Genomic DNA, 26165 nt, shown 5'->3' on the forward strand with positions numbered 1-26165 from the left:
TCTGGGATTCGACGTGTTGCGTCATGTTGATTTCCCGAGGTTCCAGGGGACCCTTGCAGGCAGCCTGGATGGGCAGTTTACAAGTTGACCGCCCTGGAGCTCTGGGTGGCCGTCGACTTCGTCGTCCTTTCAGAAGACGAGGCGCTTGACGTGCGAGCCAAGCCAAGTACGTCACCTGCGTACGCGGAACGGTCATCGACGTGGTCATGGACGTCGGTGTCGGCCCGCCGACTTTGGGCAATGGGAGGCGATCCGCCTCGACGACGTCGACCGGCGCCCCACGCCCACCGGCACCGGGTCCCCGCAGGCCTGACCGGGCTCGCTCAAGTCAGCGGTCTGCGGGGAGCCACCCCCATCTCCGACCGGGCGCGCTTCGACAACTACTACACCGGGCACTGGTCGCTCTGGCTCGACGTCAAGATCATACTCCGCACCATTCACGAGGTCCTGATCGCCAGCCGCCGGTATCCGCGGCGGGCGCCACCGAGCTCGGAATGTCCGCGCATGTAGCGTTTGGGGAGCTTGGGTAAGCCCAGGCTGTCTAGATCGGCGCGAACCCTGACTAATCGGTTACTCATGCCACCCATCTGGCTGGTCCTGGCGCCGCTATTCGGCTGAGCATTTGCCTGACCCGTTCATGCCTCGCCGCCCCGGGGTTGAGAAGAACTCCCATTGCGGCTTAGATCGGGGGGAAGGTGTGCGCCGACAAAGCGAGTAATTGAGGAATACATGTCAGACGTGTTAAGCCCGCTTGGCCCGGACTCATCCGAGCGTAGAAGGCGCGGCTGGCGTTCCTTCAAACAGTGGCAGAAGGCCGTCATTGTCCTTCTCACGCTCGTGCTCATCGGCGGAATCTGCGGCGGGGCCGGCACGCTCCTCCTCGTCGGCCGCTATGAAGGCAAGACCCACCACGAGGACATCCTTGGGCCGATCGCTGCGCCCAAGGACGAGCAGCGCTGGAAGTCGGGGCCACTCGATCTGCTGCTGCTCGGCAGCGACAGCCGGGAGGGCGGGCCCGACGAGGGGAGCGTCAACGGTCAGCGGTCGGACACCATCATGCTGGTGCACCTGAGCAAGAACCTCGACCGCGCCACCATCGTATCGATCCCGCGGGACAGCTACGTCTACGTTCCTCCGGCCAAGGGCTGGAACGGTGGCATGAACAAGCTGAACGCCGCGTTCGCCTTCGGTGGCGCACCCCACGCCGCGAAGACCCTCACCCAGCTGACCGGGGTCAAGTTCGACGGGGCGATGATCGCCAACTTCGCCAGCATCCACAAGATGGTCGAGGCGGTCGACGGCGTACGGGTCTGCATTCCGTACACGGTCCGGTCGACCTTCTCGGACAAGGTGTGGGAGAAGGGCTGCCACCAGCTTGACGGGGCGGCGGCCGAGGAGTTCATGCGGCAGCGCAAGGCCGTGCCGGGCGGGGACTTCGGGCGCATCCACGACCAGCAGCTGGTCGTCAAGGCCATCGCGGAGAAGGTCGCCGCGGAGGGCATACTGCAGAACCCGTTCCGCCTGGACGAGTTGGTGGTGACGGCCGCCGAGGCGTTGACCATCGACAAGTCCCTCGACCTGCAGGAGTTGGCGTCGGTCGTCCGGGACATCAAGCCCGCGAACATCAAGTTCGCGACGGTGCCGTACACGAGCGCCAGCCTGAAGACCCACGCCGGCTCCGCGGTGAAGCTGGACGACGCGAAGGCGAAGGAGATGTTCGCCGCGATCCGCGACGACACTATCCAGGAGTGGCTGGCCGCCCACCCGCAGAAGGTTCCCGGTAGCTGACCGGAGCCCGGTCCCGTTTGCTGACCCGCTCCGCGGAGCCGGCGCCCCGCTGCCACCAGCGCCGCCTACCCGCCGCCGACCGTCGCCCCGACGCCCGGGGTGTCCCCGGCGGCCCCGAGCGCCGCCGCGAGGAAATTCGCGTTGGACCGGGCAACGCCCGCTGCACCCAGCTCCTGCAGTAGGGCGGCGATCGCGGCGGGCAGGTTCTGCACCGTGAGCATCCACACCAGGCCCAGCCCCACGGGCAGGGCCACTGCTCGCAACGCGCTGGGTCGGCCGAGCAGCCGTACGGTGCCCACGGTGAGGCGTACCAAACCAAGCAGCATCCGGAGCGTGGTGGTCTTGCCGACGCCTTCAGACCGAGGAAGTCGTACACCTCGCCGGCCCGCACGGTCAGGTCGAGTTCGTGGACGGCGGTCAAGCCTCCGTACCGCTTGCTGAACCCTTCGGTCTGACTGGCACGTTCATGCCCCGACGGTGCCGGATGGCGGAGCCTTCAGCGTCGTCCCGACAGCGGCTCCCTCAATGGGGCCAGAGGCGTTGCCCCCGCGCCGGTGCGCCCGGACCACGCCCCGGGCCCACGTCAGCATGTCGCACCCGTCGTCCCGGCACTGCCCGCAGCGCCCAGTGACCCGGTGCTCGCTCGGCTGCTCCCGGTGCGCCGTGATCACCCGCTTGGCCGTCCAGAGCACCAGGGCAGGCGTGATCGGTCCGTCATCCATGGGCACGGCTCCACCTCCAGAGGAGCAGGTCCGGGCACCGATCCCCGATCAGGTGCCCGGACCGCTATCCGAGGTCCCGTTGGTTGCCGACCGGAGGGACCCGCCATCGAACCTGCCATGGCTATCCATTGCTAGTCAAGCTCTCACCATGGGTGATTGAGTAGGAGATGCCGACCGGAGGGAACCACCAGTGCCACCGCAGTACGCCTACCAACGCGTAGCCGAGGACATGACGAACCGGATCAAGTCCGGGGAGTTCCCGCCCGGCTCACGCCTGCCCAGCCGGGCCGAGCTGTGCGAGCACTACAAGGTGTCCAGCTTCGTTGCCGACCGAGTGTTTCTGATCTTGAAGATGCAGGGACTCACGGAGTCGCTGCCCGGTGCCGGGGTGTACGTCAAAGAGAACGGCTAGCGGTGACAGGGAACGGCCCGGACCTGGAGGTCCGAGCCGTTCGTCTGTGCCGGGTCAGGCTGCCGCAGACGCCTTGCTCTTGTCTGCGTAGGCACGTGTGTTGCCCAGCCCGGCCAGGGCCGCAGCGGCGCGCTCGCGGCTCTGCCTGGCCGCCTCCTGGACGAGCTGCTGTGACGGCCGCCAAGGCGTTGACCATCGACAAGTCCCTCTGCAGGAGTCGGCGATCACCGGTCGTCGCGCCGAACGGCCTGGGCGGGCAGTACAGCTAGCCCGAGACCAACCCCGACTGGTACGCGAAGACCACCAGCTGGGCCCGGTCGCGGGCGGCCAGCTTCACCATCGCCCGGCTGACGTGGGTACGCGCGGTCGCCGGGCTGACCACCAGCCGGTCGGCGATCTCGGCGTTGCTCAGCCCCTCGCCGACCAGCCCCACCACCTCCCGCTCCCGCTCGGTGAGGGTGTCCAGCCGGGGGTGCGGGCGGGGCACCCGGGCCGGTCGGGTGGCGAACTCCCGCACCACCCGCCGGGTCACCGACGGCGAGAGCAGCGCCTCCCCCTCGGCGACGAGGCGGACCGCCCGCAGCAGTTCGGCCGGCGGGGTGTCCTTGGTCAGGAAGCCGCTCGCCCCGTGGCGCAGCGCGTCGAAGACGTACTCGTCCAGCTCGAAGGTGGTCAGCACGATCACCCGGGTACCGGCCAGCTCCGGGTCGGCGACGATCCGGCGGGTGGCCTCGATGCCGTCGACACCGGGCATCCGGACGTCCATCAGCACCACGTCGGGGCGTACCTCCCGGGCCAGCGCCACCGCGCGCAGCCCGTCGGCGGCCTCGCCGGCCAGGGTGAGGTCGTCCTCGCTCTCGATCAGGGCGCGCAGCCCGATCCGGACCAGGTCCTGGTCGTCGGCGACCACCACCCGGATCATGCCGGCGCCGCCACCGGCAGGCGGGCGCGGACCCGGAAGCCACCGTCGGGGCCGGGGCCGGCGGTCAGCGCGCCGCCCAGCGCGGTGACCCGTTCCCGCATTCCGGCCAGCCCGTGCCCCGCCCCGCCGGTCGCGCCGACTCCCCGGTCGGTCACCTCCACCACCAGCTCCTCCCCGCCGTAGTCGACGGTCACCCGCGCGGCGGTCACCCGGGCGTGCCGCAGCACGTTGGTCAGCGCCTCCTGCACCACCCGGTACGCGGCCAGGTCCACGGCGGCGGGCAGCGGCCGGGGCTCGCCGGTCACCCGGAGGTCCACGGTCAGGCCCGCCCCGGCCAGCCGTTCCCGCAGGGCGTCGAGCCGGGCCAGCCCGGGCACCGGCCCGCGCTCGGTGCCCCGCCGGACCGCCCCGAGGGTGACCCGCAGCTCGTCGAGCGCCTCCCGGCTGGTCCGGCTGATCGCGGTCAGCGCCACCTCGGCCTGCTCGGGGCGCTTGGGCATCAGGTGCAGCGCGATGTCGGCCTGCATGCTGATCGCCGCGAGCCCGTGTCCCACCACGTCGTGCACCTCCTGGGCGATGCGCAGCCGCTCTTCGTCGGCCTGCCGGCGGGCCTGCTCGGCGCGGGTCCGGGTGACGGTCTCGCGGTTGGTCCGCACCGCCACCCCCAGCGCGAACGGTACGACGACCCAGGCCGAGCCGGGCAGCACCCCGGCCAGGCCGGGCGAGGCGCCCCGGGACCAGAAGACGTGCACCAGGATCACGACGAGCGCCGCCGCCGCGGCGACGGCGGCCGGCCGGATCGGCAGCCGGACCGCCACCGTGTAGACGGCGACCAGGAAGGTCAGCAGCACCGGCCCGTACGGGTAGCCGAGCACCAGGTAGGCGGAGACGGCGGCGGCGACCACGGCGAGGGTGGCGCGGGGGGCGAGGCGGCGCCCGGCCAGCACGAGGGCGGCGACCGCGACCAGGGCCAGGCAGCCGGCGTCGACCGGCGCGGCGTCGGGCTGGTTACGGCCGGCCGGGCCGGTGGCGAGCAGCCCGAGCAGCAGCAGGAGCACGGCCAGCGCCAGGTCGGCCGCCGCCTCCTGGCGTCGGCCGCCGGGCTGGTCCCGCAGGCGCATGCCGGTCATTCTGCCCCGGCACCGCGGCTCGGTCGTCCGTCCGGACGCGGCGTCGCGCCTACGCTGCGGGACGTACCCGGCGGCCGGGCCGGGTCAGACGGCGGCCAGCACGGCGGCTTCGAGCCGGGCCCGCTCGGCATCGGAGGGCCAGCCGCCGACGAGGTAGAACGCGTCCACCACGTCACCGCCGAGGGTGGAGATCCGGGCCGCGCGGACCTGGGCGCCGGCCTCGTCGAGGGCGCAGGTGACCCGGTAGAGCAGGCCGGCGGCGTCGGCGGCGCGCAGCTCCAGCAGCACCGCGTCGGTGGCCGCCTCCCGGTGCCAGACCACCCGCGGGGCGGCCCCCTCACCGCGCGCCGCGAGGGCCCGGCCGCGCAGCCGCTGGGTGACCGAGACGTCCCCGTCGACGGCGCGACGCAGGTCGGTGCGGAGCGCGATCGGGTCGGGTGAAAGCCCGTAGCGCGGCTGCACCCGGCACTCGACCAGGGCCCGGCCGTCGACCGTGGAGGCGTCGGCGGAGAGCACCTCCAGCCGGTGCAGGGCCAGACACCCGGCCACCGTCGCGAGCAGGCCACGCCGGTCCGCCGCGGCCACCGACACCCGGTCCTCCGCCAGGTGTACGACCGGCAGCGGCCCCGCCACCAGCGCCGGGTCCGGGGCCGGGGGCGCGGGCAGGGCGCCGGTGTCCAGCGCGGTACGCACCCGGGCGACCAGCTCGGCGACCAGCCGCCCCTTCCAGTCCGACCAGGCGGCCGGCCCGGTGGCCGCCGCGTCGGCGCGGACCAGGGCGTGCAGCAGCTCCAGCGTGGTGGTGTCGCCGACCCGCTCGGCGACCCCGGCGATGGTCACCGGGTCGTCGAGGTCCCGCCGGGTGGCCACGTCGGGCAGGAGCAGGTGCAGCCGGACCAGCGCGCCGATCAGCGCCGCCTCCGGCGCGGGCAGGCCGATCCGGGCGGCCACCGCCTCGGCCACCGGCGCCCCCACGGTGCTGTGGTCTGCGGAGGTGCCGGCGGGCTCATGCCTGCCGGCCCGCCCGGCGGCACCTCCGCCGGGGAGTCCCTTGCCGATGTCGTGCAGGAACGCGCCGAGCAGCAGCAGGTCGGGGCGCTCCACGTCACGGGTGTGCCGGCTCGCCTCGTACGCGGTCTGCACCAGGTGCCGGTCGAGGGTGAACCGGTGCACCGGGTTGTGCTGGGGCAGGCTGCGCAGCCGGGTCCACTCCGGCAGCCAGCCGTCGATCAGGCCGTACCGGTCGCAGGTCTCCCAGGCGGGCACCAGGCCGGGACCGGCGCCGAGCAGGGTGATCAGCGCGGCGCGGGCGGCCGGCGGCCAGGGCGCGGGCAGCGGCGGGCAGTACGCGGCGAGCCACTCGCAGGTGGCCCGGGCGATCGGCAGCCGAGTGGTGGCCGCGGCGGCGGCGATCCGCAGCGACAGGCTCGGGTCGGGGCGGGCGCCGATGGCGGTGCGGGCGAGCACCAGCTCCCCGTCGTGTTCGACGACGTCCCGGGCGACGGGCCGGCGGACGGGGCGCCCGTCGCCACCGCGGCGGCGGCCGGAGCGCAGCCGGTCGGCGGCGCGCCAGGCGTCGTCGAGGGCGTGGCTGACGGTGCGCGCGTCCCCGGCGACCCGGCGCAGCAGGACGTCGCCGTCGCTCACCACGGACTGCTGCGCGTCGTCGGACCCGCCGGGTGGGGATTGTCGTAGCCCGAGCAGCCCGGCCACGCCGTCACGTTCCTGCGCGATGAGCCGGTCGACCCGGCGGCCGACCTGCTGGTGCAGGGCGTCGCGGGTGTCCAGCAGGCGCAGGTGCGCGGCGCGGACGGCGGGGCGCAGCGCGTCGGTGATGCCGGCGGTGGCGATGGCCCGCAGCAGGCCCACGTCGCGCAGCCCGCCGGCGGCCTCCTTGAGGTCTCCTTCGAGCAGGAAGGCCAGTTCGCCGTGGGTGCGCCAGCGACTTTCGGTGATCTCCCGCAGGGCGGGGAGCCGGCGGACGGCGGTGCGCCGCCAGTGGTCGATGGCGGTGCGGGCGAGGGTGTCGGCCAGCGCCCGGTCGCCGGCGACGAAACGCGCGTCGAGCAGCGCGAGGGCGACCTTGACGTCGTCCTGGGCCACCGACAGCGCCTCGGCGACGGTGCGTACCGAATGGTCGAGCCGGACCCCGGCGTCCCAGACGGGGTACCAGAGCGACGCGGCGAGCTCGTCGACGCCGGGCACCCCGGCGTGCAGCAGCACCAGGTCGAGGTCGCCGTACGGCGCGCACTGCCGCCGCCCCAGCCCACCGACGGCGACCAGCGCGATCCCGTCCCGCCCCGGCAGCAACAACCCCAACCAGGCGTCGAACCCCGCCGCCCGCTCCCGCCGCGCCGCCTCCCCGATGCCACCGACCTCGTTGATCAAGAGGTTTGCGTCACCGTTCGTAGACTGTCCTGACGCATTCCTCTTGATCAACGAGGTCATGGTGGCTCCTAGAGGGCGTCGAGGCCGCGCTCGCCGGTACGGACCCGGACGACCTCCTCGACCCCGGTGACCCAGACCTTGCCGTCGCCGATCTTGCCCGTGCGGGCGGCGGCGACGATGGCGTCCACGATCTTGTCGACGTCCATCTCGTCGGTGAGCACCTCGACCCGGATCTTGGGCAGGAACTCGACCGTGTACTCGGCACCCCGGTAGACCTCGGTGTGCCCCTTCTGCCGTCCGTACCCCTGGACCTCGCTGACGGTCAGGCCGGCCACGCCGAGGGCGTGCAGGGCCTCCTTCACCGCGTCCAGCTGGTACGGCTTGATGACCGCGGTCACCAGCTTCATGTCCAACCCCTCCATCCCTGGAACGTTAACCGGCGACCTTCTCGTCAACCGGCTCGGTGGCCGGTTCACCGGCGGCGTCCGACGCCGGCTTCGCGGCGCCCGGGGTCAGCCCGGCCATCGCGAACGCGCCACCGCCGGCGCTGCCGGTGGTCGGCGACAGGTCGTACGCGCTCTCGGCGTGCTCGGCCACGTCGATGCCGGCGACCTCGTCCTCGGCGTCGGAGCGGAGCCCGATCAGCGCCTTGACCGCCAGCGCGAGGACCACGGCCACCGCGAAGGAGTAGACCGAGACGATGCCGCTGGCCAGGGCCTGACGGCCGAGCTGGGTGAGCCCGCCGCCGTAGAACAGGCCCTCGCTGCCGCCCAGGCCCTCAATGGCCGAGTTGACCTGGAGGGTGGCGAAGAAGCCGATGGAGAGCGAGCCGATCCAGCCGGCGACGAAGTGCACGCCGACCACGTCGAGCGAGTCGTCGAAACCGAGCTTGTACTTCAGGCCGACCGCCACCGCGCAGACCGCGCCGGCCACGAGGCCGAGCAGCACCGCCGGCAGCGGGGCGATGAAGCCGCAGGCCGGGGTGATGGCGACCAGGCCGGCGACGGCACCGGAGGAGGCGCCGACCAGGGTCGGCTTCCCGTTGCGCAGCCACTCGACGATGGTCCAGCCGACCAGGCCGGCGGCCGTGGCGACCTGGGTGTTGACGAAGGCGACCGCGGTGGTGCCGTCGACGGTCAGCTCGGAGCCGGCGTTGAAGCCGAACCAGCCGAACCAGAGCAGGCCGGCGCCGAGCGCGACCAGTGGGACGTTGTGCGGCTTGAAGCTCTCCCGGGGCCAGCCGAGCCGCTTGCCGAGCACCAGCACCAGGCCGAGCGCGGCGGCGCCGGCGTTGATGTGGACCGCGGTGCCACCGGCGAAGTCCAGCGCCTTGATCTTGGCGCCGATGAAGCCGCCACCCCAGACCCAGTGCGCGACCGGGATGTAGACCAGGGTGAACCAGGCGAAGGCGAACAGCAGCCAGCCGGAGAACTTCAGCCGGTCGGAGACCGCGCCGCTGATCAGGGCCACCGTGATGACGGCGAACATCATCTGGAAGACCAGGAAGACGTACGTGGGGATGCCCGTCCCCGCGCCGAGGAAGAGCCACTCCTCGCCGATGAAGTCGGTCTCGGTGCCGAGGTACTGGGTGAAGCTGCCGATCACGTTGTTGACGCCCGCGTTGTCGTTGGTGCCGAACGCGAGGGTGAAGCCGTAGATGACCCAGAGTACGGAGATGAGCCCGATCGCGGAGAAGCTCATCATCATCATGTTGAGTACGCCCTTGGACCGGTTCAGCCCCCCGTAGAACAGGGCCAGCCCCGGCGTCATGAGCAGCACGAGCGCAGACGACAGGAGCAACCAGGCGGTGTTGCCGGTGTTGATCTCCACGCTGCCTCCTCTCGGTGTGGAAGTCCTCCCATCCGACTGGAACCTGGCAGCATCGCCCGTCAGCCGGTTGGCGGGAAGCTTCGCCGCCGCCTGTTTCCTTCACCGACACCGCTCGATTTCCGACACGTGACGGGTTGTTTCCGGCGTGTGAAGAACGTCGATCATGCGGGCCGGCATCGAAGAGAGTGGCCGTTCCGGGCGGAACGGCCACTCTTCGCGGGTCGACAGCCTCAGCGCAGGGCGTACTCCAGGGCGTGCCGCTCGTAGTCGAGCAGCCGCAGGTCGCGCATCGGGCGCCGCAGGTGGCCCTTGTGCACGATCCGGACGAACGCCGGCTCGCCGGCCGCCGCCATCCGGCGGATCCCCTCCACGTGGTCGACGATGCGCTTGCGGATGGTCCGGATCAGCCGGTGCCGGTCGCGCGGGATCAGCCCGTACGCGTCGGCGAAGAGCCGCAGCCGGCGCGGCCGGTCCGGGCGCTTCCAGCCGAGGGTGATCGAGTCCCGGTCGGAGAAGATCGGCACCCAGGTCCAGGCCGCGTACGCCACGTCGTAGATCCGGGCGCCGGGCGAGGCGAGGTCGAAGTCGATCAGCCCGAGGGTGCCGTCCGGCCGCCAGATCACGTTGTGCGGGGCGGCGTCGTGGTGGCAGATGACCTCGGTGTCCGGCGGGGGCGGGCCGAACGAGCGCCAGACCGCCCCGGGCGGCGGGGCGAAGCCGTACTGCGCGTCGTGGAACATCCGCAACATCGTCGCCACCGTCACCAGCGCCTCGTCGGTGACCCAGTGCGGGGCCAGCGGGTACTCCCCGCACTCCCCCTCCAGGTACGACAGGACCTCCCGGTTGCGCTCGTCCATGCCCAACGCGCGGGGGGCGCCGGTGAACCCGACGTACTCCAGGTGGCGCAGCAGGGCGTGGACCGAGGGCGTCCACGGCCCGGCGTTGCGCCGGACGGTGTCGCCGACCCGGACCACGGTGCTCACGTTCCCGCCGTGCAGCGGGATCTCCTGCGAGGTCACGTACGGTCTCCCCAGGGCCGGCGGCGCGTGGCGAGGGTCACGCCACCCGGCGAACGCGCGATCGTCAGTCGTCACTGCGAGATTACGCGTCCCGGGCGAGCGGCTCGGTGCCGAGCAGCGCGTCGACGAACTGCGCCGGGTCGAACGGGGCCAGGTCGTCCGCCCCCTCGCCGAGGCCGACCAGCTTGACCGGGATGCCGAGCTTGCGCTGCACGGCGATCACGATGCCCCCCTTGGCGGTGCCGTCGAGCTTGGAGAGCACCACCCCGGTTACGTTGACCACCTCGGTGAAGACCCGGGCCTGCTCCAGGCCGTTCTGGCCGGTGGTGGCGTCCAGCACGAGCAGGGTCTCGTCGATCGGGCCGTGCTTCTCGACCACCCGCTTGACCTTGCCCAGCTCGTCCATCAGGCCGACCTTGTTCTGCAGGCGGCCGGCGGTGTCGATCAGGACCGTGTCGGTGCCGGCTTCGATGCCCTCGCGGACGGCGTCGAAGGCGACGCTGGCCGGGTCGGCGCCCTCCGCGCCGCGCACGGTGATGGCGCCCACCCGGCCGCCCCAGGTCTCCAGCTGGTCGGCGGCGGCGGCCCGGAAGGTGTCGGCCGCGCCGAGGGTGACGCTGTGGCCGTCGGCGATCAGCACCCGGGCGATCTTGCCGCAGGTGGTGGTCTTGCCCGCGCCGTTGACGCCGACGACCAGGAGCACCGCCGGCACCCCCTCCTTGCCGGTGGTGCGCAGCGAGCGGTCCAGGCTCGGGTCGAGGGCGTTGACCAGTTCGGCGGCGAGCAGCGCGCGCAGCTCGGTGGCCGAGCGGGTGCCGAGCACCCGGGTCCGCTCGCGGAGCCGGTCGACGATCTCGCGGGTGGCGTCGATGCCGACGTCGGCGGTGATCAGGGCGTCCTCGATCTCCTCCCAGGCGTCCTCGTCGAGGTGGTCGCGGCTGAGCAGGCCGAGCAGGCCCTTGCCGAGGGCGTTCTGGGAACGGGACAGCCGGGAGCGGAGCCGGACCAGCCGGCCGGCGGTCGGCTCGGGCACCTCCAGCGGGGGCGCGACCACCGGCGGCTCGACCAGGATGCCCGTGGTGAGTTCCGCTTCGGGCGCCTCGACGGGCGGGCCGGCCAGATCCTCCTCGGCCCGGGTGTCGACCTCGGTCTCCGGCAGCGGCGGCTCGGGGCGCCGGCGCAGCCGGGGCACCACCAGGCTGAGGCCGCCCAGGATCAGCACCGCGAGCAAGGCGAGCGCGATGAGGAGGTATTCCGTCATGCCGAAATCCTGTCAGATGCCGGCGGCGGCGTCTCATCGACCGCACCCCGAAGGGTAGGCCGGTCCCGGCGGTAGGCTCGGCCACAGCCAGCAGTGGTGCGACCGCCGGCGGGGTAGTAAAGATGAAGTCCGCTCACCTCGGAGGTCTCGCCATGCCCGCCCCATGCCTGCTCATCGGCCCCCTGCTGCGGCGGGTGGTCGGCACGCGGGCCACCGTCTGGGTCGAGACCAGCGCGCCCGCCGTGGTCACCGTCCGCACCGCCGACGGGGCCGTCGGCTCCGCGCCGACCTTCTCCGCGTACGACCACCACTACGCGCTCGTGGTGGTGGAGGGGCTCACCCCGGACAGCGCCACCAGCTACGAGGTGCTCCTCGACGACGAGCTCGCCTGGCCGGTGCCGCGCGACGGCTTCCCGCCCAGCGTGATCCGTACCCGGGCCGCCGATGATCTCGACCAGCCGGTGCGGCTGGTCTTCGGCTCGTGCCGGGAGACCACCCAGCACGCCACCACCCGGCGGCTGCCCCCGGACGCGCTCGACGCGTACGCCCGGCGGTTGATGGCCGACCCGGACCCGGCGGACCTGCCCGACCTGCTGGTGCTGCTCGGCGACCAGGTCTACGCCGACGTGACCTCGCCCACGGTGAAGCGACTGCTCAAGCGGCGTCGCCGGCGGCCGAAGGACGCCCCCCGCGACCAGGTGGTGAGCTTCGACGAGTACACCAAGCTCTACCTGGAGTCCTGGCGCGACCCGGAGATCCGCTGGCTGTTCTCCACGGTGCCCAGCGTGATGATCTTCGACGATCACGAGGTGATCGACGACTGGAACACCTCCGAATCCTGGCGGGCGGAGATGCGCGCGCAGCCCTGGTGGGCCGAGCGGATCCGCAGCGGGCTCGCCTCGTACTGGGTCTACCAGCACCTGGGCAACCTCTCCCCGGACGAGATCGCCGAGGACCCGCTCTACGCCAAGGTGGTCGCCGCCGAGGACGCCACCGCTGTGCTGCGCGAGTTCGGCGAGCGGGTGGACGCCGAGGCCGACGAGGCGCACGACACCGAGCGCTGGCGCGCCGTGCAGTACCAGTGGAGCTACGCCCTCGACCTGGGGCGGACCCGGCTGGTCATGCTGGACAACCGGTGCAGCCGGGTGCTGCAACCGGGCAACCGGGCCATGCTGCCGCCCGGCGAGTGGTCCTGGTTCCTGGACCGGGCACACGGCGTCTACGACCACCTGGTGGTCGGCGCCTCGCTGCCCTGGCTGCTGCCGCCGGGGATCCACCACGTCGAGGCGTGGAACGAGCGGCTCGCGGACTCGCACCGGCCGTGGGTGGCGGCGCTCTCCGAGCGGATCCGCCGCGCCTTCGACCTGGAGCACTGGGCCGCGTTCAGCCGCTCCTTCGACGCGCTCGGCGCGCTCTTCGCCCGGCTCGGCAGCGGCGCCCCGGGCGGCCCGGGCGAGCGGATCGGCGCCGGCCCCGCCTATGCGCCGCCGGCCTCGATCAGCGTGCTCGGCGGAGACGTGCACCACTCGTACGTGGCGCGGGCCCGGTTCGACGACCGGTCGGTGCGCACCCCGGTGCACCAGTTGACCTGCTCCCCCATCCACAACCAGGTGCCGGCCGGGATGCGACCGCTGATGAAGCTGGGCTGGTCCCCCGGCCCGGCCGCGGCCTCCCGGGCGTTGGCCCGCTCCGCCGGGGTACGCCGGCCGAGCGTGCGCTGGCGGAAGCTGGCCGGGCCGTACTTCGGCAACGCGGTGGCGACGCTGGCGCACACCGGCCGCCAGGCCGAGGTGCTGATCGAGGGCACCACCAGCGACGGCCACCTGCGCGAGGTCGCCCGGCAGCGGCTCACCCCGGCGGACTGAGCCGGCCCCGTACGCTCTGCTCCGTGGAAGAGCATCTGCCGGAGACCCTGCGCGCGGTGGAGGACGAGCTGACCGCGTTGCTGCGCCGGGGTCGCGCGCTGTCCTGGGAGATCGCCCGGGAGGTGCACCCGAACCTGGAGCCGAACGCGTACGGGCTGCTGCTCTGGCTCCGGCGCTCCGGGTCGATCCGGCTCACTGACCTGGCCGTGCGGCTGGGCATCGGCAAGGGCACGCTCAGCCGGCAGATCCACGGCCTGGCGGGGCTGGGCCTGGTCCGCCGGGACCCGGACCCGGAGGACCGGCGGGCGTCGCTGATCAGCCTCACCGAGGAGGGCACCCGCCGCTTCGACACGGCGCGGGCGGCCCGGCTGGGGCAGATCCGCCGGACGATGGAGAGCTGGCCGCGGCAGGACGTGGCGGAGTTCGCCCGGCTGCTGCACCGGTTCAACGAGACCTTCTGACCCGGCTCGTCGCCTGCCGGTCACCTTCCTGCGTCCGCCGCGGGGACGCGTACACCGAGCTGTGCGCGGCGGCCGACGAGACCCGCGCGGACCTGGTGGTGGTCGGGGCCTCGGGGCAGGCGGGACACCGTCTCGTCGGCTCGGTCGCCACCCGGCTGGTCCGCACCGGCCGCTGGCCGGTCGTCGTGGTGCCCTGATAAGCACTGGCCGGTGTCACACCCGACGGCAAGGATGTCGGGATGACCTGGAGAGCACCGGAGATCAACCGGACCAACGAACCGTACGTCGGCGACGAGCGCACCATGCTGGAGGGCTGGCTCGACTACCACCGGCAGACCCTGCTGCTCAAGTGCGCGGGGCTGACCGCCGAGCAGCTCAAGACGCCGAGCGTGGAGCCCTCCGGGCTGACTCTGCTCGGCCTGGTGCGGCACATGGCGGACGTGGAGCGCTGGTGGTTCCCGATCCGGGCCGCCGGGCAGGACATCACCGGCATCTACGGCACGGACGAGGACCCGGACGCCGACTTCAACGCCGTCGCCGACGCCGACGCGGAGGCCGACTTCGCCACCTTCGCCACCGAGGTCGAGGCCGCCCGCAAGGCCGCCGCCGGCCTGTCGCTGGACCAGACCTTCCTGCGCCGGCGCCGCGACGGCAGCGCCGACGAGATGAGCGTCCGCTGGGTCTACGTCCACATGATCGAGGAGTACGCCCGGCACAACGGCCACGCCGACCTGATCCGCGAGCGCATCGACGGCGTCACCGGCGAGTGACCCGCCACCGGGCGCCGGTCAGCTCGCCCGTCCACCCCGCAGCAGGTCCTCCCCGAGCGGGGTGAGCGTGTGCAGCACGGCGGGGCCGGTCCGGTGCGTGGTGATCAGACCGGCCTGGCGCAGCGTCGCGGCGTGCTGGCTGGCCGAGGCGACGGAGATGCCCAGCGTCCGGGCGACCTGCGAGGTGCTGGGCCGGTCGACGATCGCGCCCAGCACCGCGGCCCGGGTCCGTCCCAGCAGATCGGCGAGGGGCCGGCGGCTGGTCAGCTCCGGCTGACCGGGCCGGATGGGATAGGCCAGGGCCATTGGGCCGGTCGGGTCGTCCAGGACGCACGGGCGCGCCAGGAGGTAGGACGGCACCAGGGTCACGCCCCGACCGGTCGGGGCCAGGCCGATCTCGGTGGCGAAGCCGCACTCGTACGACAGCTCGTACCGCTCCCCGCTCGGCTTCCAGTAGAGGTACGGGCTGAGGTTGCGTAGCACCCGGTCGATGCCCGCGTCCACCATGGTGCTGCCCCGCACCGCCCGGTCCACCCGCACCGCCGCCGTGATCGTCGCCCAGTACGGCGCCACCGCGACGTCGTGGAACGCCACCATCGCCGCCCGCAGCCGCTGCCGGGCGGCCGGGTTCCCATCGGCGAGGGGCGCGACCCGGGCCGGCAGGTCACCGGCCTCGATCCGGGGCCGCAGCTCGGCGTCGAGCCTCGCCGCCGGGGTGGCGCAGACCTCGTCGAGAGCGGTCGCCGGGTCGGTGCCGAAACTCGGCGGGGTGAGGAAGTCCGGCAGCCACCAGGACAGCCGGCACAGGTCCAGGTACGGGCGCATCTGCGGGCGCAGGGCGGCGCGGGTGCGGGCCCGCCAGCCGGTGAGGTGCTCCGGGACGGTGGCCTCGAAGAGCCGCTGGCCGGCGGCGACGAGTTCCAGCAGCACCGAGGGCGCGGAGCGCAGCACGGTGCGGCTGAGGTCCGTCGCGTTCAGGTGCAGGGTCATCATGGCGAGCACGCTAGCCGCCTTTCGGCCAGCCCTGAAAGGGGATCGAGCACGGGGCGGCCGGGCCCGGACGCTGCACCCATGAGGAAACTTCTCGCCGCGACCGCCGCCGGCCTCGCCGTCCTGTCCACCGCCGTCTCCGCGCCGGCACTCGCCGCCGAACCGCGTCCCGCCACGTACGTCGTCTCCCGGGACCCGGGCGTGCGGCCCGAGGGGATCGCCGTCGCCGGCGACGGCACCATCTACGTCACCAGCGTCACCGACGGCGCGGTCTACCGCGGCCACGTCCGCGACCGGGAGCTGCGCCCCTTCCTGCCGGCCGGCGCGGACGGGCGTACCCGGGCCGCCGGGGTGCACCTGGACCGGCGCGACCGGATCTTCGTCGCCGGCTGGGACACCGGCACCCTGTTCGTGCACGCACCGGACGGGCGGCTGCTGGCCCGCCGGGCGGCAACCGGCGCGGCCCTCAACGACCTGGCGGTGACCGGTGACGCCGTGTACCTCACCGACTCGACGGGCGGGGTGCTCTGGCGGGCCGCGCTCGACGGCGAGCGGATCGGGGAGCTGGTGCCGTGGGTTCCGGCCTCGGCCTTCCCGACCGCGCCGGGCTTCCTGAACGGGATCGTCGTCACCGCCGGCGGCCGGGTCGCGCTCGTCGCCGACCAGGGCACCGGCGAGCCGGGCAGCGAGCGGCTCTGGCGGGTGGACCTGGCCGCCCGCACGGCCACGGTGGTCGAGGTGGCCGGTGGCCAACTGGGCGCCGACGGGCTGCTGATCGAGGGCGACCGCCTCTACGGGGTGGTGAACTTTCCCGACGGCGCGGGCGGCTGGAGCTTCGCGGTGAACGTGGCGCTGCTGGACGCCGACCGCCGGACGGCGCGGGTCGTTCGGCAGTCGGGCACGGCCGGCCTGGACCGGTCGCCGACCACGATCGCCCGGGACGCCGACCGGCTGCTCTGGGTCAACAGTCAGCTCAACGCGACCGCGCCGACGCCGCCGTTCACGGTGACCCAGGTGCCGGGGCTCTGCTGACCGGCCGTGGTCGGCCAGACCGAGGCGGCGGCATCACCCCGCTGGGGATGCCGCCCCCTCGGCGGCACCGCCTCAGTGCGCCAGCGCCGCCCGCAGGTAGCGCAGGTCGGCCGGGCCGCTGTACCGGTGCGCCGACAGGCCGGCGGCGCGGGCGCCGCGTACCGCCCAGTCCTCGTCGTCGACGAAGAGCACCCGCGCCGGCGGGGTGTCCAGCGCCCCGCAGGCCGCCTGGAAGTACTCCTTGGCCGGCTTGTGCACGCCGATCACCGAGGAGTTGACCACCACGTCCAGCTCGCCGACCAGGCCGAGCGCGGCGAGATCGGCGTCGAGCAGGTCGGTGGCGTTGGTGCCCAGCCCGACCGGGACGCCCGCCGCGCGGACCTCCCGGACGAACGCCAGCACCTCCGGGTCGACCTCGCCCCGGTAGCGCTGCCACTGCTCCACCGCGGCGCGGGCCCGCTCCGGGCTGCCCACCGACGCACTGAGCGCGTCCACCACGCTGGTCACCCACTCGGCGTGGCTGACCCGCCCGGTCAACACCGGTTGGAGCCGCCCCCACTGCATGGCGATCTCGCCGAGCACGCCCTCGGAGAGGCCGTACTCGCGCTCGACACCGGCGGCGACCGCCGGGTCCCAGCGGCGCAGTACGCCGTCGAAGTCCAGCAGGAGCGCCGTCGCGCGTTCCCGAGCCACTACCCGTTCTCCTCGCCGCGGCCAGGCCGCTCGTCCTCGTCGGCCCGGTTGAGCCGTTGGCTGATCACCTGGGTGACCCCGCTGCGCATGGTCACGCCGTAGAGCGCGTCGGCGATCTCCATCGTCCGCTTCTGGTGCGTGATGACGATCAGCTGACTCTTCTCCCGCAACTGTGCCAGCAGCGTGATCAGTCTGCCGAGGTTCACGTCGTCGAGGGCCGCCTCCACCTCGTCCATGATGTAGAACGGGCTGGGCCGGGCGCGGAAGATCGCCACCAGCATGGCCACCGCGGTCAGCGACCGCTCGCCGCCGGAGAGCAGCGACAACCGCTTGATCTTCTTGCCCGGCGGGCGGGCCTCGACCTCGACGCCGGTGGTGAGCAGGTCCTCCGGGTCGGTGAGGATCAGCCGACCCTCGCCGCCGGGGAAGAGCACGGTGAAGACCTGCTCGAATTCCCGGGCGGTGTCGGCGAACGCGCTGGCGAAGACCTCCAGGATCCGGTCGTCGACGTCCTTGACCACGGTGAGCAGGTCCCGCCGGGTGGCCTTCAGGTCCTCCAGCTGCTCGGAGAGGAACTTGAAGCGCTCCTCCAGCGCGGCGAACTCCTCCAGCGCGAGCGGGTTGACCTTGCCCAGCAGGGCCAGCTCCCGTTCCGCCTTGGCGGCCCGCTTCTCCTGCACCGGCCGCTCGTAGCGGACCGGCTCGGGCACCGGCAGGCCGTCGCGTTCGGCCGCCGCGACGTCCACCTGGGTGGGCGGGACGAGCTGGGCGGGGCCGTACTCGGCGACCAGCGTCTCCACGTCCAGGCCGAAGTCCTCGGCCGCCTTCGCCTCCAGCTGCTCGATGCGCAGCCGCTGCTCGGCGCGGGCCACCTCGTCGCGGTGCACCTGGCTGGTCAGCCGTTCCAGCTCCGCGCCGAGACGCTTGGCCGCGCCGCGTACCTCCTGGAGTTCGGCCTCGCGGGCGGCGCGTTCACGCGCCACCGCGTCGCGGTGCTCCTCGGCCGCGGCGATCGAGGCGGTGAGCCGGGTGAGCGCCTCGCGCGCGCCGCCCACCACGGCCCGGGCGATGGCCGCGCCGCGGGTCCGCGCCGCCCGCCGGGCCGCGGCCCGTTCGCGCGCCGCCCGCTCGGCGGTGGCCTGCCGGGCCAGCGAGTCGGCCCGCCCGGCGATCGAGGAGACCCGCTCCTCGGCGGTACGCACCGCGAGCCGGACCTCCATCTCGTTCTGCCGGGCCCGGGGCACCATCGCGGCGAGCTGGTCGCGTTCCTCGGTGGAGGGTTCGGCGTCGATCGGGGTGTCCTCGGCCAGCCGCAGCCGCTCCTCCAGCTCGGCCAGGGCGAGCAGGTCGCGTTCGCGGGCCGCCTCGGCGCGGGAGCGGGACTCGCCGAGCCGGTCGGTCTCCGCCTTCGCGGAGCGGGCGGCGGCGCCCAGCTCGGCGAGCCGGCGGGCGGCGGCGTTGCGGTGGCTCTCCGCCTCCCGCTTGGCGGCGGCGGCGTGCTGCACCGCCTCCTTGGCGGCGGCCACCTCGGCCCGGGCGTCGACGAGCTGCCCACGCAGCTCGGTGCTGGTCCGCTCGGCGGTGGCCCGGTTGGTACGGGCCTCCTCAACGGCGGCCTGCACCTCGATGTAGCTGGGCGCCTTGGCCGACCCACCGGCCGCCGCGTACGCCCCGACCACGTCGCCGTCCGGGGTGACCGCGCGCAGTTCCGGGTTGCCGGCGACCAGGTCGGCCGCGGCGGCGAGGTCGTCGACGAGCACCACGTCGCGCAGCGCCCGGTGCACGGCCGGACGGATCTCGGCGGCGCACTCGACCAGGTCGGGCGCCCAGCGGGCGGTGTCCGGCAGCTTCGGGCGCAGGGCGTCGGCCGGGCCGTCCATGCCTGGGCCGGCGGGGCTGCCGACCAGCAGGCCGGCCCGCCCGGCGTCGGAGATCTTGAGCAGCCGCATCGCCTCGACGGCCTCGTCCACCCCGCTGACCGCGACCGCGTCGGCGAGCCCGCCGAGCGCGGCGGCGAGGGCCGCCTCGTGGCCGGGGGCGACGGTGAGCAGGCCGGCCAGGCTGCCCAGCAGGCCGGGCACCTCGCCCGCGCGGGCCAGCAGCGCGCCGGCGCCGTCCTTGCGGCGCAGGCCGAGGACGAGCGCCTCCTCGCGGGCCTTCCAGGTGGCGGCGTCCTTCTCGGCGGCCCGCTCGGCGTCGACCAGGGACCGTACGGCCGCCTGGGCCCGCTCGTGCACCGCGACCGCTTCGGCGTGCCGCTCGTCGAGTTCGGCGTTGTCCCGGTCCGCCTCGGTGGACTGCTCGGCCACCGCGTCCAGGTCCGCCTGGGCCTTGTCGGCGCGGGCCAGCGCGTCGGCGTGGGCGGCGGCGAGCCGCTCGATCTCCTCGCCGGCGCTGGTGGTGCGGGCCCGGGCCGAGTTGACCTGCCCGGTGAGCCGGGCCAGGCCCTCGCGGCGGTCGGCGATCGCCTTGGCGGCGGCGACCAGTTCCCGCTCGGCGGCGGCGAGCTGCCGTTCCAGCTCCTGCCGGTGTTCCACCGCCTCGGCCAGCCGGATCTGGTCGTCGGTGAGCGCCGCGCGCAGCTCCTCCTCCTGCTCGCGGACCCGCTGCGACTCGGCCTCCAGCTGCTCCGGGTCGCGGCCGGGCCGCTCGTCGTCGGAGGTGGCGCTGAGGTGGCGCAGCCGTTCCCGGGCGAGCTGCTCGATGGAGCGGAACCGTTCCTGCAGGGCGGAAAGCTTGTACCAGGTGTCCTGGGCGGCGGCGAGCAGCGGCGCGTCCTCGGCCAGGGCCGCTTCCAGCTCGCCCAGGCGGGACTGCACCTCGCTGTGTTCGGCCTCGACCTGCTCGCGCCGCTCGCGCAGCGCGGTCTCGTCGGCGATCTCCCGGTCCAGCGTGGTGCGCAGGGTGGCCAGGTCGTCGGCGAGCAGCCGCAGCCGGGCGTCGCGCAGGTTGGCCTGGATGGCGGCGGCCCGCCGGGCCACCTCGGCCTGCCGGCCCAGCGGCTTGAGCTGGCGGCGCAGCTCGGCGGTGAGGTCGGTCAAGCGGTTGAGATTCACCTGCATGGCGTCGAGCTTCCGCAGCGCCTTTTCCTTGCGCTTGCGGTGCTTGAGGACGCCGGCCGCCTCCTCGATGAACGCCCGCCGGTCCTCCGGTTTGGCGTGCAGCATGCCGTCGAGCCGGCCCTGGCCGACGATGATGTGCATCTCCCGGCCGATGCCGGAGTCCGAGAGCAGTTCCTGGATGTCGAGCAGGCGGCAGGAGTCGCCGTTGATCTCGTACTCGCTCTCACCGGAGCGGAACATCCGGCGGGTGATGGAGACCTCGGTGTACTCGATCGGCAGGGCACCGTCGGTGTTGTCGATGGTGAGGGTGACCTCGGCCCGGCCCAGCGGCGCCCGCCCGGCGGTGCCGGCGAAGATGACGTCCTCCATCTTGCCGCCGCGCAGCGCCTTGGCGCCCTGCTCGCCCAGCACCCAGGCGATGGCGTCGACGACGTTGGACTTGCCGGAGCCGTTCGGGCCCACCACGCAGGTGATCCCGGGCTCCAGCTTGAGCGTCGTCGCGGAGGCGAAGGACTTGAACCCCTTCACCGTCAGGCTCTTGAGATGCACCTTCTCGATCCTCGTCCGGTGGCCGCCGTACCGTCGCCGGCTGCGCGGACCTGGTGAACCCGCAGACTAACCCCTCGGCGACGGCCCGTCGGCACGCGACCCGCCCCACGTCGGGCGGCGGAACGTGCGGATACGGCCGGCGAATGGTGAGGACGACCCGTGCAAGATCGTAAAATTGCGGGCGGAAAACCGCGGGAGACAGAGCTGCGCGCCGGCACATAAGTGTCGGCGCGCGTTTTCGCGGTGGTGCGATTCAGTTTTACCGGATCCCGTCGATCAGGTGAGGGCCGGCTCGGCCAGCCGGAGGAGGTCGTCGGCCTCCGCGGCGGCCGCAGCGAGCCGATCATTGTCGGCACGCAGCCGCGTGATCTCGAATTCCAGTGCCTGGACCCTGGACCGCAGACGGGTGACCTCGTCGAGCAGGCGCCGGTCGGGCGCTGCACCTACGTGGCCGTAGAGGGCTTTCGCCATGCTGACTCCTTGATATGCGCTGCCGGAAAGGCCGGCCAACGCGCGCCCAATTACTGTCCGCGACTGCCACCCCGGCATAATCCGGGCATGACTGGGCGCGACTGGCGACACCTATATATTGAGCCGCCACCCCCCTCTTCGTCAAGTTCTCGCAGGCCGTAGATCATCTCCACGTCTACCCTGTCCACTTGCCGGGGGCCGCAAGGCTCGGACACGCTCTGTCCGGACTCCTTAACTGTACGCCGGGAAATGTGCGTACGGTCACTACGTGAGTCGACATCGCCTTAACTCTTCCTTAGCCACGTTGCCGCAGCTCAGGGCCCACCCGTAGCGTCAGCGCGGCCCACAACCGACCCGTGGAGGCGACAGGCGTGTACGGCTGGACCGACCCGATCGACCCGGATGGCGCTAACCGGCGCCCGCAACCACCGACCGACGAGCCACCGGCCTGGCTGACCGACCGTCCCGAGCCGCGCTCGGCGTACCTGTTCGGCGACGAGCCGCAGCTGCCGGGCGACGACCTGGCGGACGCCCCGACCGCGCAGTGGCGGACCAGCCGGGACGAGCGGCCCTACGCCGAGTCCGACCCGGCCCCGACCACCCCGCCGGCCGGTCGGCCCGACCCGACGGCGCCCCCCTTCGCGCCCCCCGCCGACTGGCGGCACACCACCGGCGGCCTGCGCGCCGTGGACGCGGACCCGCCCGCGGACTGGCGGCACACCACCGGCGGCCTGCGGGCCGTGGACGCGGACCCGCCCGCGGACTGGCGGCACACCACCGGCGGCCTGCGGGCCGTGGACGCGGACCCGCCCGCCGAGGGGCACGGCCGGCACCGGCAGCGCGGCCGTTTCCCCCGCCCGCTGGTCCTCGGCGGCGCCGCCGCGGCCGCCACGCTGGTGGTGAGCCTCGGCGTGGGCGCGCTGGCGCTGGCCGGCGGTGACGACAGCGGTGCGACCGACCCGGCCTCGGTCGACGACACCATCGCCGCCGCCCCGCTGGTGCCCGACGCCGGGACCCCGGCCGACGCGTTGGCCGGCACCGCCACCGCCTCCCCGACCGCCTCCCCGACCACCGCCCGCCCGACCCCGTCGCCGAGCCGGACGGTCAAGCCGACGCCCGCGCCGAAGCGGACCACGGCCGCGTCCCGGCAGGGCGCCAACCGCACCGGCAGCGCGTCGACCGGCACCCCGAACTCCGTCAGCCCGGGCGTCAGCAGCCAGGCGCGGGAGGTCGTCGACCTGGTCAACGCCGAGCGGGCCAAGGCCGGCTGCGGGAAGCTGAGCATCGACGACAAGCTGATGACCGCCGCCCAGCGGCACAGCCAGGACCAGGCCGACCACCGGAACATGTCGCACACCGGCAGCGACGGCAGCGACGCCGGTGACCGGATCGAGCGGGCCGGCTACACCTGGCGCACCTACGGCGAGAACGTCGCCTGGAACCAGAAGACCCCGGCCGAGGTCATGCGGGCGTGGATGAACAGCCAAGGGCACCGCGAGAACATCCTCAACTGCGCGTTCACCGAGATCGGCGTCGGCGTGGCCAGCAGCAACGGCCCGTACTGGACCCAGGTCTTCGCCGCACCGCGCTGAGGCGTAACCCGGGCGCCCCCGTCCACGACGCGACCGCGTCGTCGGCGGGGGCGCTTCGTTTGACCGGGTGAGGTGCGCCGCGCCGGACGGCACGGCGCGTGGGCGGCGCGGTGCCGCCCGACGACCCGGGAGCTGCCCATGCGGATCCGGCTGCCAGCGTCCGCGCGGCGCAGCGGGCCGCTGCCGGCCGCCGTGCGCCGGCGGCCGCCGACGCGGCGCGGAGTCCGCCGGGCCCTGCCGGCCGCCGTCGCGCTCACCCTGCTCAGCCCGGTGTTCGCCTGCCACCGGCCACTGGTCCCGCCGGGCGCGCCGACGCCGTGGCCGGCGGAGTACGCGCACCGGTGGCAGTGGCAGTGGCAGCTCGACGGCCCGGTCGACACCGACGTCGCCGCCGACGTCTTCCTGCTCGACCCGGTACGCACCACCGCCGAGGAGACCACCGCGCTGCGCCGGCGGGACCGCCGGCTGGTCTGCCAGGTGCACGTCGGGTCGTACGCCGGCACCGACCCGGACGCCACCCGCTTCCCGCCCGCGCTCCGGGGCGCCCCCACCGACCGGACGCAGCGGCGCCGCTGGCTCGACGTACGCCGGTGGGACGTGCTGGAGCCGGTGCTGGCCGACCGGTTCCGGCTCTGCCGGGGCAAGGGCTTCGGCGCGGTGGCGCTCGCCGACGCCGACGGGTACGCGCACCGCTCCGGCTTCCCGCTTACCTTCGACGATCAGTTGACGTTCAACCGGCGGCTGGCCGTGCTGGCCCGCAAGCTCGACCTCTCCCCCGGGCTGATGAACGACGTGGGTCAGGTCGCCGCGCTCGCACCCGACTTCGACTTCGCCGTCGTCGAGGAGTGCGTCCGGCTGAAGGTCTGCGCCAAGCTGCTGCCCTTCGCCGACGCGGACAAGCCGGTCTTCCACGTCGAGTACACCGGGCACACCGCCACGTTCTGCGTGACCACCCTCGGGTACGGCTTCGCCTCCATCCGCAAGAACCGGTCCCTGGACGCCTGGCGCGACCCCTGCCAGCTCGCCTGACGCCGAAGAGGCCCCTGCGTGAGCAGGGGCCTCTTCGGCGTCGGATTCAGCGGGCGCCGACCAGCTCCGGGGTCGGGGCGGGTGGGTCGGCCGGTGGGGTGGCCGGCTTCTCCCGCAGGAACCGCGGGGCCCACCAGTTGGCGTCGCCGAGCAGCGTCATCAGCGACGGCAGCACCACCGCGCGGATGATCGTGGCGTCCAGCAGGATCGCGGCGGCCAGCCCGATGCCGAGCTGCTTCATGTCGATCGTGCTGAGCGAGGCGAAGATCCCGAACACCCCGACCATGACGACCGCCGCGCTGGTCACCACGCCCGCCGACGAGGTGATCCCGTACGCCACCGCCTCGGAATTCGACATGCCCGCCCGGATCCCCTCACGGATCCGGCTGACCACGAAGACGTGGTAGTCCATGGAGAGCCCGAAGAGCACCACGACGCGCCAATCGCACCGTCACCGGTCTCCTGCCCATCGCCCGGGCCCCCTCCACGCGTCGGCCCGCTGCCGACGGTGTCGACGCTAGTGCGGTGTCCACTAACGTTCGCCGGGTTGGCTCCTGCTGGATTTTGTCGTACCCGTGGGGTTGGGTGTGGTTGTGCCTCGCCGTCGGGATCCCACCGGGCCTCGGGTGGTGTATCGCACGGCTCGTGTAGCTCTGCGGGTGACGGCTGGGCAGCGGCGGCGGTGTTTCGGGTTGCTGCGCTCGGCCGGTGACGTGTGGGCGTGTGTCCTGGAGGTCAACGCGTGGCGACGGCGTCGCCGGGATGCGCCGCTGGCTGGTTATCAGCAGTTGTGTCGGGAGTTGTCCGGGTCGGGGCCGGGCACGTTCGGCGAGTTGGACAGCACGGGTGCCCGGTCGGTGTTTCGGCGGTTCTCGGATGCGTGGTTCGCTGCGGCGAAGCGCCGCCGCGACGGTGACGTGTCGGCGGGGTTTCCGCGTCGTCGGCGGGCGTTGATGCCGGTGCGCTGGTATCACGGCACATTCACCCTTGACGGCGGTCGGGTCCGCCTTCCCACGGCCAGGGGCACGTCGTCGTTGTGGGTCACGCTGGCGCGGGAGGTGCCGTAACCGGTCGAGCAGGTCCGCTCGGTCACCCTGCTGTGTGAGGGTGGCCGGCTGTTCCTCGACGTGAGCGCCGAGGTTCCGGTGGCGGTGTATCCGCCGGGTGAGGGGCCGGACCCGGGCCGGGTGGCGGGGGTGGATGTGGGGATCATTCACCCGTATGCGGTGGCCGGCCCGGACGGTGAGGGGTTGTTGGTGTCGGGGCGGGCTGTCCGCGCGGAGCACCGCATGCACTTGGCCGACAGCAAGGCCCGCCGTCGGGCCGTGGCCCGCCGCGCACCGAAACCGGGTCAGCGGGGGTCGCGGCGGTGGCGCCAGCACCGGCGCCGCGTCCGCCTGGTGGAAGGCCGGCACCGGCGTAGGGTGCGTCAGGCCCAGCACGAAGCCGCTACCGCGGTCGTGTCCTGGGCGGTGCGGCGGCGGGTGGGTGTGCTGCATGTCGGCGACCCGCGCGGGGTGTTGGACATCGCGGCGGGGCGGCGGCACAACCTGCGGCTGCGGCAGTGGCAGATCGGCCGGCTCCTGCAGATCCTCACCGACAAGGCCACCCTGGCCGGCATCACCGTCCGGTTGGTTGACGAACGGGGAACCTCGTCCACCTGCCCGGTCTGTCACCGCCGGGTGCCGAAACCGCGCGGGCGGAGCATGTCCTGCCCGCACTGCCAGTTCTCCGGGCACCGCGACCTGGTCGCGGCCGCCAGCATCGCCACCCGCAGCCCGGGCGGCGGACCCACCACCCCAGCAGCCGTTGCGCTGCCCGAGGTGCTCACGCACCGTCGAGCCGGCCGGCACCTGCCCGGTGCCGGCCGGTCCCGGCGTGATCCCCGCCGCCCACCACAGGCGGCGCGAGGATCAGTTGGCCCGCGGAGGCCCGCCCCACCACATTCGTGGGGAGTCGCTCGCTCGAAAAGCGAGGATCCACAACGACCACCGGAAACCCGGTGAACGCTAGTGGACACCGCACTAGGGAAACCGGCGGGCGCGGACATCGGAGATCCGCCCCGGCTCCTCCCGGAGGCGGCGCAGCCCGGCCGTGCGGGTGAGCGGAGTGGACAGCCGGACAAACCAGGCCGATCTCCGGCACGCCCGGGGATGGCACACCGGCGCAACCCCGAGCC

At 73.4% G+C, this 26165-nt stretch carries 22 protein-coding genes and 2 pseudogenes; 11 read left to right on the forward strand and 13 right to left on the reverse strand.

Translation table 11 applies throughout. From position 1 onward, the window contains the following. Nucleotides 1-279 precede the first annotated feature (279 nt). Both V6U88_RS06745 and V6U88_RS06750 read left to right on the forward strand, forming a co-directional pair. A pseudogene (locus V6U88_RS06745) lies at nucleotides 280-510 on the forward strand (sugar transferase); the annotation flags it as partial. Nucleotides 511-837: 327 nt separating this feature from the next. Next, nucleotides 838-1788, forward strand: coding sequence for an LCP family protein (locus tag V6U88_RS06750; protein WP_334450856.1), 951 nt, complete (start codon nucleotides 838-840; stop codon nucleotides 1786-1788). 65 nt (nucleotides 1789-1853) lie between these two features. Here V6U88_RS06750 and V6U88_RS06755 read toward each other — a convergent pair whose 3' ends face one another. Then, complete coding sequence (locus V6U88_RS06755; protein WP_334450857.1) at nucleotides 1854-2114, reverse strand: hypothetical protein; 261 nt, start codon at nucleotides 2112-2114, stop codon at nucleotides 1854-1856. 586 nt (nucleotides 2115-2700) lie between these two features. On the opposite strand from V6U88_RS06755, the gene V6U88_RS06760 reads away from it, so the two are divergent. After that, complete coding sequence (locus V6U88_RS06760; RefSeq protein ID WP_334450858.1) at nucleotides 2701-2922, forward strand: winged helix-turn-helix domain-containing protein; 222 nt, start codon at nucleotides 2701-2703, stop codon at nucleotides 2920-2922. 265 nt (nucleotides 2923-3187) lie between these two features. Here V6U88_RS06760 and V6U88_RS06765 read toward each other — a convergent pair whose 3' ends face one another. The 7 genes from V6U88_RS06765 to ftsY all read right to left on the reverse strand — a co-directional run bounded on the left by V6U88_RS06765 (nucleotide 3188) and on the right by ftsY (nucleotide 11472). Continuing rightward, entirely contained in the window at nucleotides 3188-3844 is a 657-nt protein-coding gene (locus V6U88_RS06765; RefSeq protein ID WP_334450860.1) for a response regulator transcription factor, read from the reverse strand. Next, a complete protein-coding gene (locus tag V6U88_RS06770; RefSeq protein ID WP_334450862.1) occupies nucleotides 3841-4965 on the reverse strand; it encodes a sensor histidine kinase in 1125 nt (374 codons plus the stop codon). The genes V6U88_RS06765 and V6U88_RS06770 overlap by 4 nt, the downstream gene beginning before the upstream one ends. 93 nt (nucleotides 4966-5058) lie before the next feature. Beyond that, complete coding sequence (locus V6U88_RS06775; RefSeq protein ID WP_334450864.1) at nucleotides 5059-7422, reverse strand: [protein-PII] uridylyltransferase; 2364 nt, start codon at nucleotides 7420-7422, stop codon at nucleotides 5059-5061. Nucleotides 7423-7430: 8 nt separating this feature from the next. Next, nucleotides 7431-7769, reverse strand: coding sequence for a P-II family nitrogen regulator (locus tag V6U88_RS06780; protein WP_170285500.1), 339 nt, complete (start codon nucleotides 7767-7769; stop codon nucleotides 7431-7433). A gap of 25 nt (nucleotides 7770-7794) precedes the next feature. Continuing rightward, nucleotides 7795-9192, reverse strand: coding sequence for an ammonium transporter (locus V6U88_RS06785; protein ID WP_334450866.1), 1398 nt, complete (start codon nucleotides 9190-9192; stop codon nucleotides 7795-7797). A 230-nt stretch (nucleotides 9193-9422) separates the two neighbouring features. Beyond that, nucleotides 9423-10286 carry an aminoglycoside phosphotransferase family protein gene (locus V6U88_RS06790; protein WP_210777886.1) on the reverse strand — a complete coding sequence of 288 codons (864 nt, stop codon included), beginning with the start codon at nucleotides 10284-10286 and terminating at the stop codon, nucleotides 9423-9425. A 7-nt stretch (nucleotides 10287-10293) separates the two neighbouring features. Beyond that, on the reverse strand, nucleotides 10294-11472 hold the full coding sequence (gene ftsY, locus V6U88_RS06795) for a signal recognition particle-docking protein FtsY (protein WP_334450867.1): 1179 nt from the start codon (nucleotides 11470-11472) through the stop codon (nucleotides 10294-10296). A gap of 152 nt (nucleotides 11473-11624) precedes the next feature. Here ftsY and V6U88_RS06800 point away from each other — a divergent pair, with 152 nt between their 5' ends. From V6U88_RS06800 to V6U88_RS06815, 4 genes are all read left to right on the forward strand, one after another. Beyond that, nucleotides 11625-13337: an alkaline phosphatase D family protein gene (locus V6U88_RS06800; protein ID WP_334450868.1), complete on the forward strand. Its 1713-nt coding sequence runs from the start codon at nucleotides 11625-11627 to the stop codon at nucleotides 13335-13337. A 23-nt stretch (nucleotides 13338-13360) separates the two neighbouring features. Further along, nucleotides 13361-13798: a MarR family winged helix-turn-helix transcriptional regulator gene (locus V6U88_RS06805; RefSeq protein ID WP_334450869.1), complete on the forward strand. Its 438-nt coding sequence runs from the start codon at nucleotides 13361-13363 to the stop codon at nucleotides 13796-13798. A 92-nt stretch (nucleotides 13799-13890) separates the two neighbouring features. Beyond that, nucleotides 13891-13995, forward strand: coding sequence for a universal stress protein (locus V6U88_RS30235; RefSeq protein ID WP_442934586.1), 105 nt, complete (start codon nucleotides 13891-13893; stop codon nucleotides 13993-13995). A gap of 42 nt (nucleotides 13996-14037) precedes the next feature. Beyond that, nucleotides 14038-14568, forward strand: a complete 531-nt coding sequence (locus V6U88_RS06815) for a DinB family protein (protein WP_334450871.1) — start codon at nucleotides 14038-14040, stop codon at nucleotides 14566-14568. Nucleotides 14569-14586: 18 nt separating this feature from the next. Here V6U88_RS06815 and V6U88_RS06820 read toward each other — a convergent pair whose 3' ends face one another. Further along, nucleotides 14587-15561, reverse strand: a complete 975-nt coding sequence (locus V6U88_RS06820) for a winged helix-turn-helix domain-containing protein (protein ID WP_334451260.1) — start codon at nucleotides 15559-15561, stop codon at nucleotides 14587-14589. 78 nt (nucleotides 15562-15639) lie between these two features. Here V6U88_RS06820 and V6U88_RS06825 point away from each other — a divergent pair, with 78 nt between their 5' ends. Beyond that, nucleotides 15640-16590, forward strand: coding sequence for an SMP-30/gluconolactonase/LRE family protein (locus V6U88_RS06825; protein ID WP_334450873.1), 951 nt, complete (start codon nucleotides 15640-15642; stop codon nucleotides 16588-16590). Between the two features lie 72 nt (nucleotides 16591-16662). On the opposite strand, the gene V6U88_RS06830 is transcribed toward V6U88_RS06825, so the two are convergent. The 3 genes from V6U88_RS06830 to V6U88_RS06840 all read right to left on the reverse strand — a co-directional run bounded on the left by V6U88_RS06830 (nucleotide 16663) and on the right by V6U88_RS06840 (nucleotide 21365). Further along, the gene (locus V6U88_RS06830) at nucleotides 16663-17283 is read right to left on the reverse strand and encodes an HAD family hydrolase (protein WP_334450875.1); all 621 of its coding nucleotides are present in this window, start codon (nucleotides 17281-17283) and stop codon (nucleotides 16663-16665) included. Then, nucleotides 17283-20894, reverse strand: coding sequence for a chromosome segregation protein SMC (gene smc, locus V6U88_RS06835; protein WP_334450877.1), 3612 nt, complete (start codon nucleotides 20892-20894; stop codon nucleotides 17283-17285). Before smc ends, V6U88_RS06830 begins: the two co-directional genes overlap by 1 nt. A gap of 276 nt (nucleotides 20895-21170) precedes the next feature. Next, nucleotides 21171-21365 carry a hypothetical protein gene (locus V6U88_RS06840; protein ID WP_030487463.1) on the reverse strand — a complete coding sequence of 65 codons (195 nt, stop codon included), beginning with the start codon at nucleotides 21363-21365 and terminating at the stop codon, nucleotides 21171-21173. Between the two features lie 356 nt (nucleotides 21366-21721). On the opposite strand from V6U88_RS06840, the gene V6U88_RS06845 reads away from it, so the two are divergent. Both V6U88_RS06845 and V6U88_RS06850 read left to right on the forward strand, forming a co-directional pair. Continuing rightward, a complete protein-coding gene (locus V6U88_RS06845) occupies nucleotides 21722-22957 on the forward strand; it encodes a CAP domain-containing protein (RefSeq protein WP_334450884.1) in 1236 nt (411 codons plus the stop codon). 138 nt (nucleotides 22958-23095) lie between these two features. Then, nucleotides 23096-23986 carry an endo alpha-1,4 polygalactosaminidase gene (locus tag V6U88_RS06850; RefSeq protein ID WP_334450886.1) on the forward strand — a complete coding sequence of 297 codons (891 nt, stop codon included), beginning with the start codon at nucleotides 23096-23098 and terminating at the stop codon, nucleotides 23984-23986. Nucleotides 23987-24032: 46 nt separating this feature from the next. Here V6U88_RS06850 and V6U88_RS06855 read toward each other — a convergent pair. Beyond that, nucleotides 24033-24419: pseudogene (locus V6U88_RS06855) on the reverse strand (MMPL family transporter); the annotation flags it as partial. Between the two features lie 664 nt (nucleotides 24420-25083). Here V6U88_RS06855 and V6U88_RS30240 point away from each other — a divergent pair. Beyond that, on the forward strand, nucleotides 25084-25992 hold the full coding sequence (locus V6U88_RS30240; RefSeq protein ID WP_442934587.1) for an RNA-guided endonuclease TnpB family protein: 909 nt from the start codon (nucleotides 25084-25086) through the stop codon (nucleotides 25990-25992). Nucleotides 25993-26165 lie beyond the last annotated feature (173 nt).

Source organism: Micromonospora sp. CPCC 205739 (genome assembly GCF_036906795.1).
In the GTDB taxonomy this organism is placed as follows: Bacteria; Actinomycetota; Actinomycetes; order Mycobacteriales; family Micromonosporaceae; genus Micromonospora.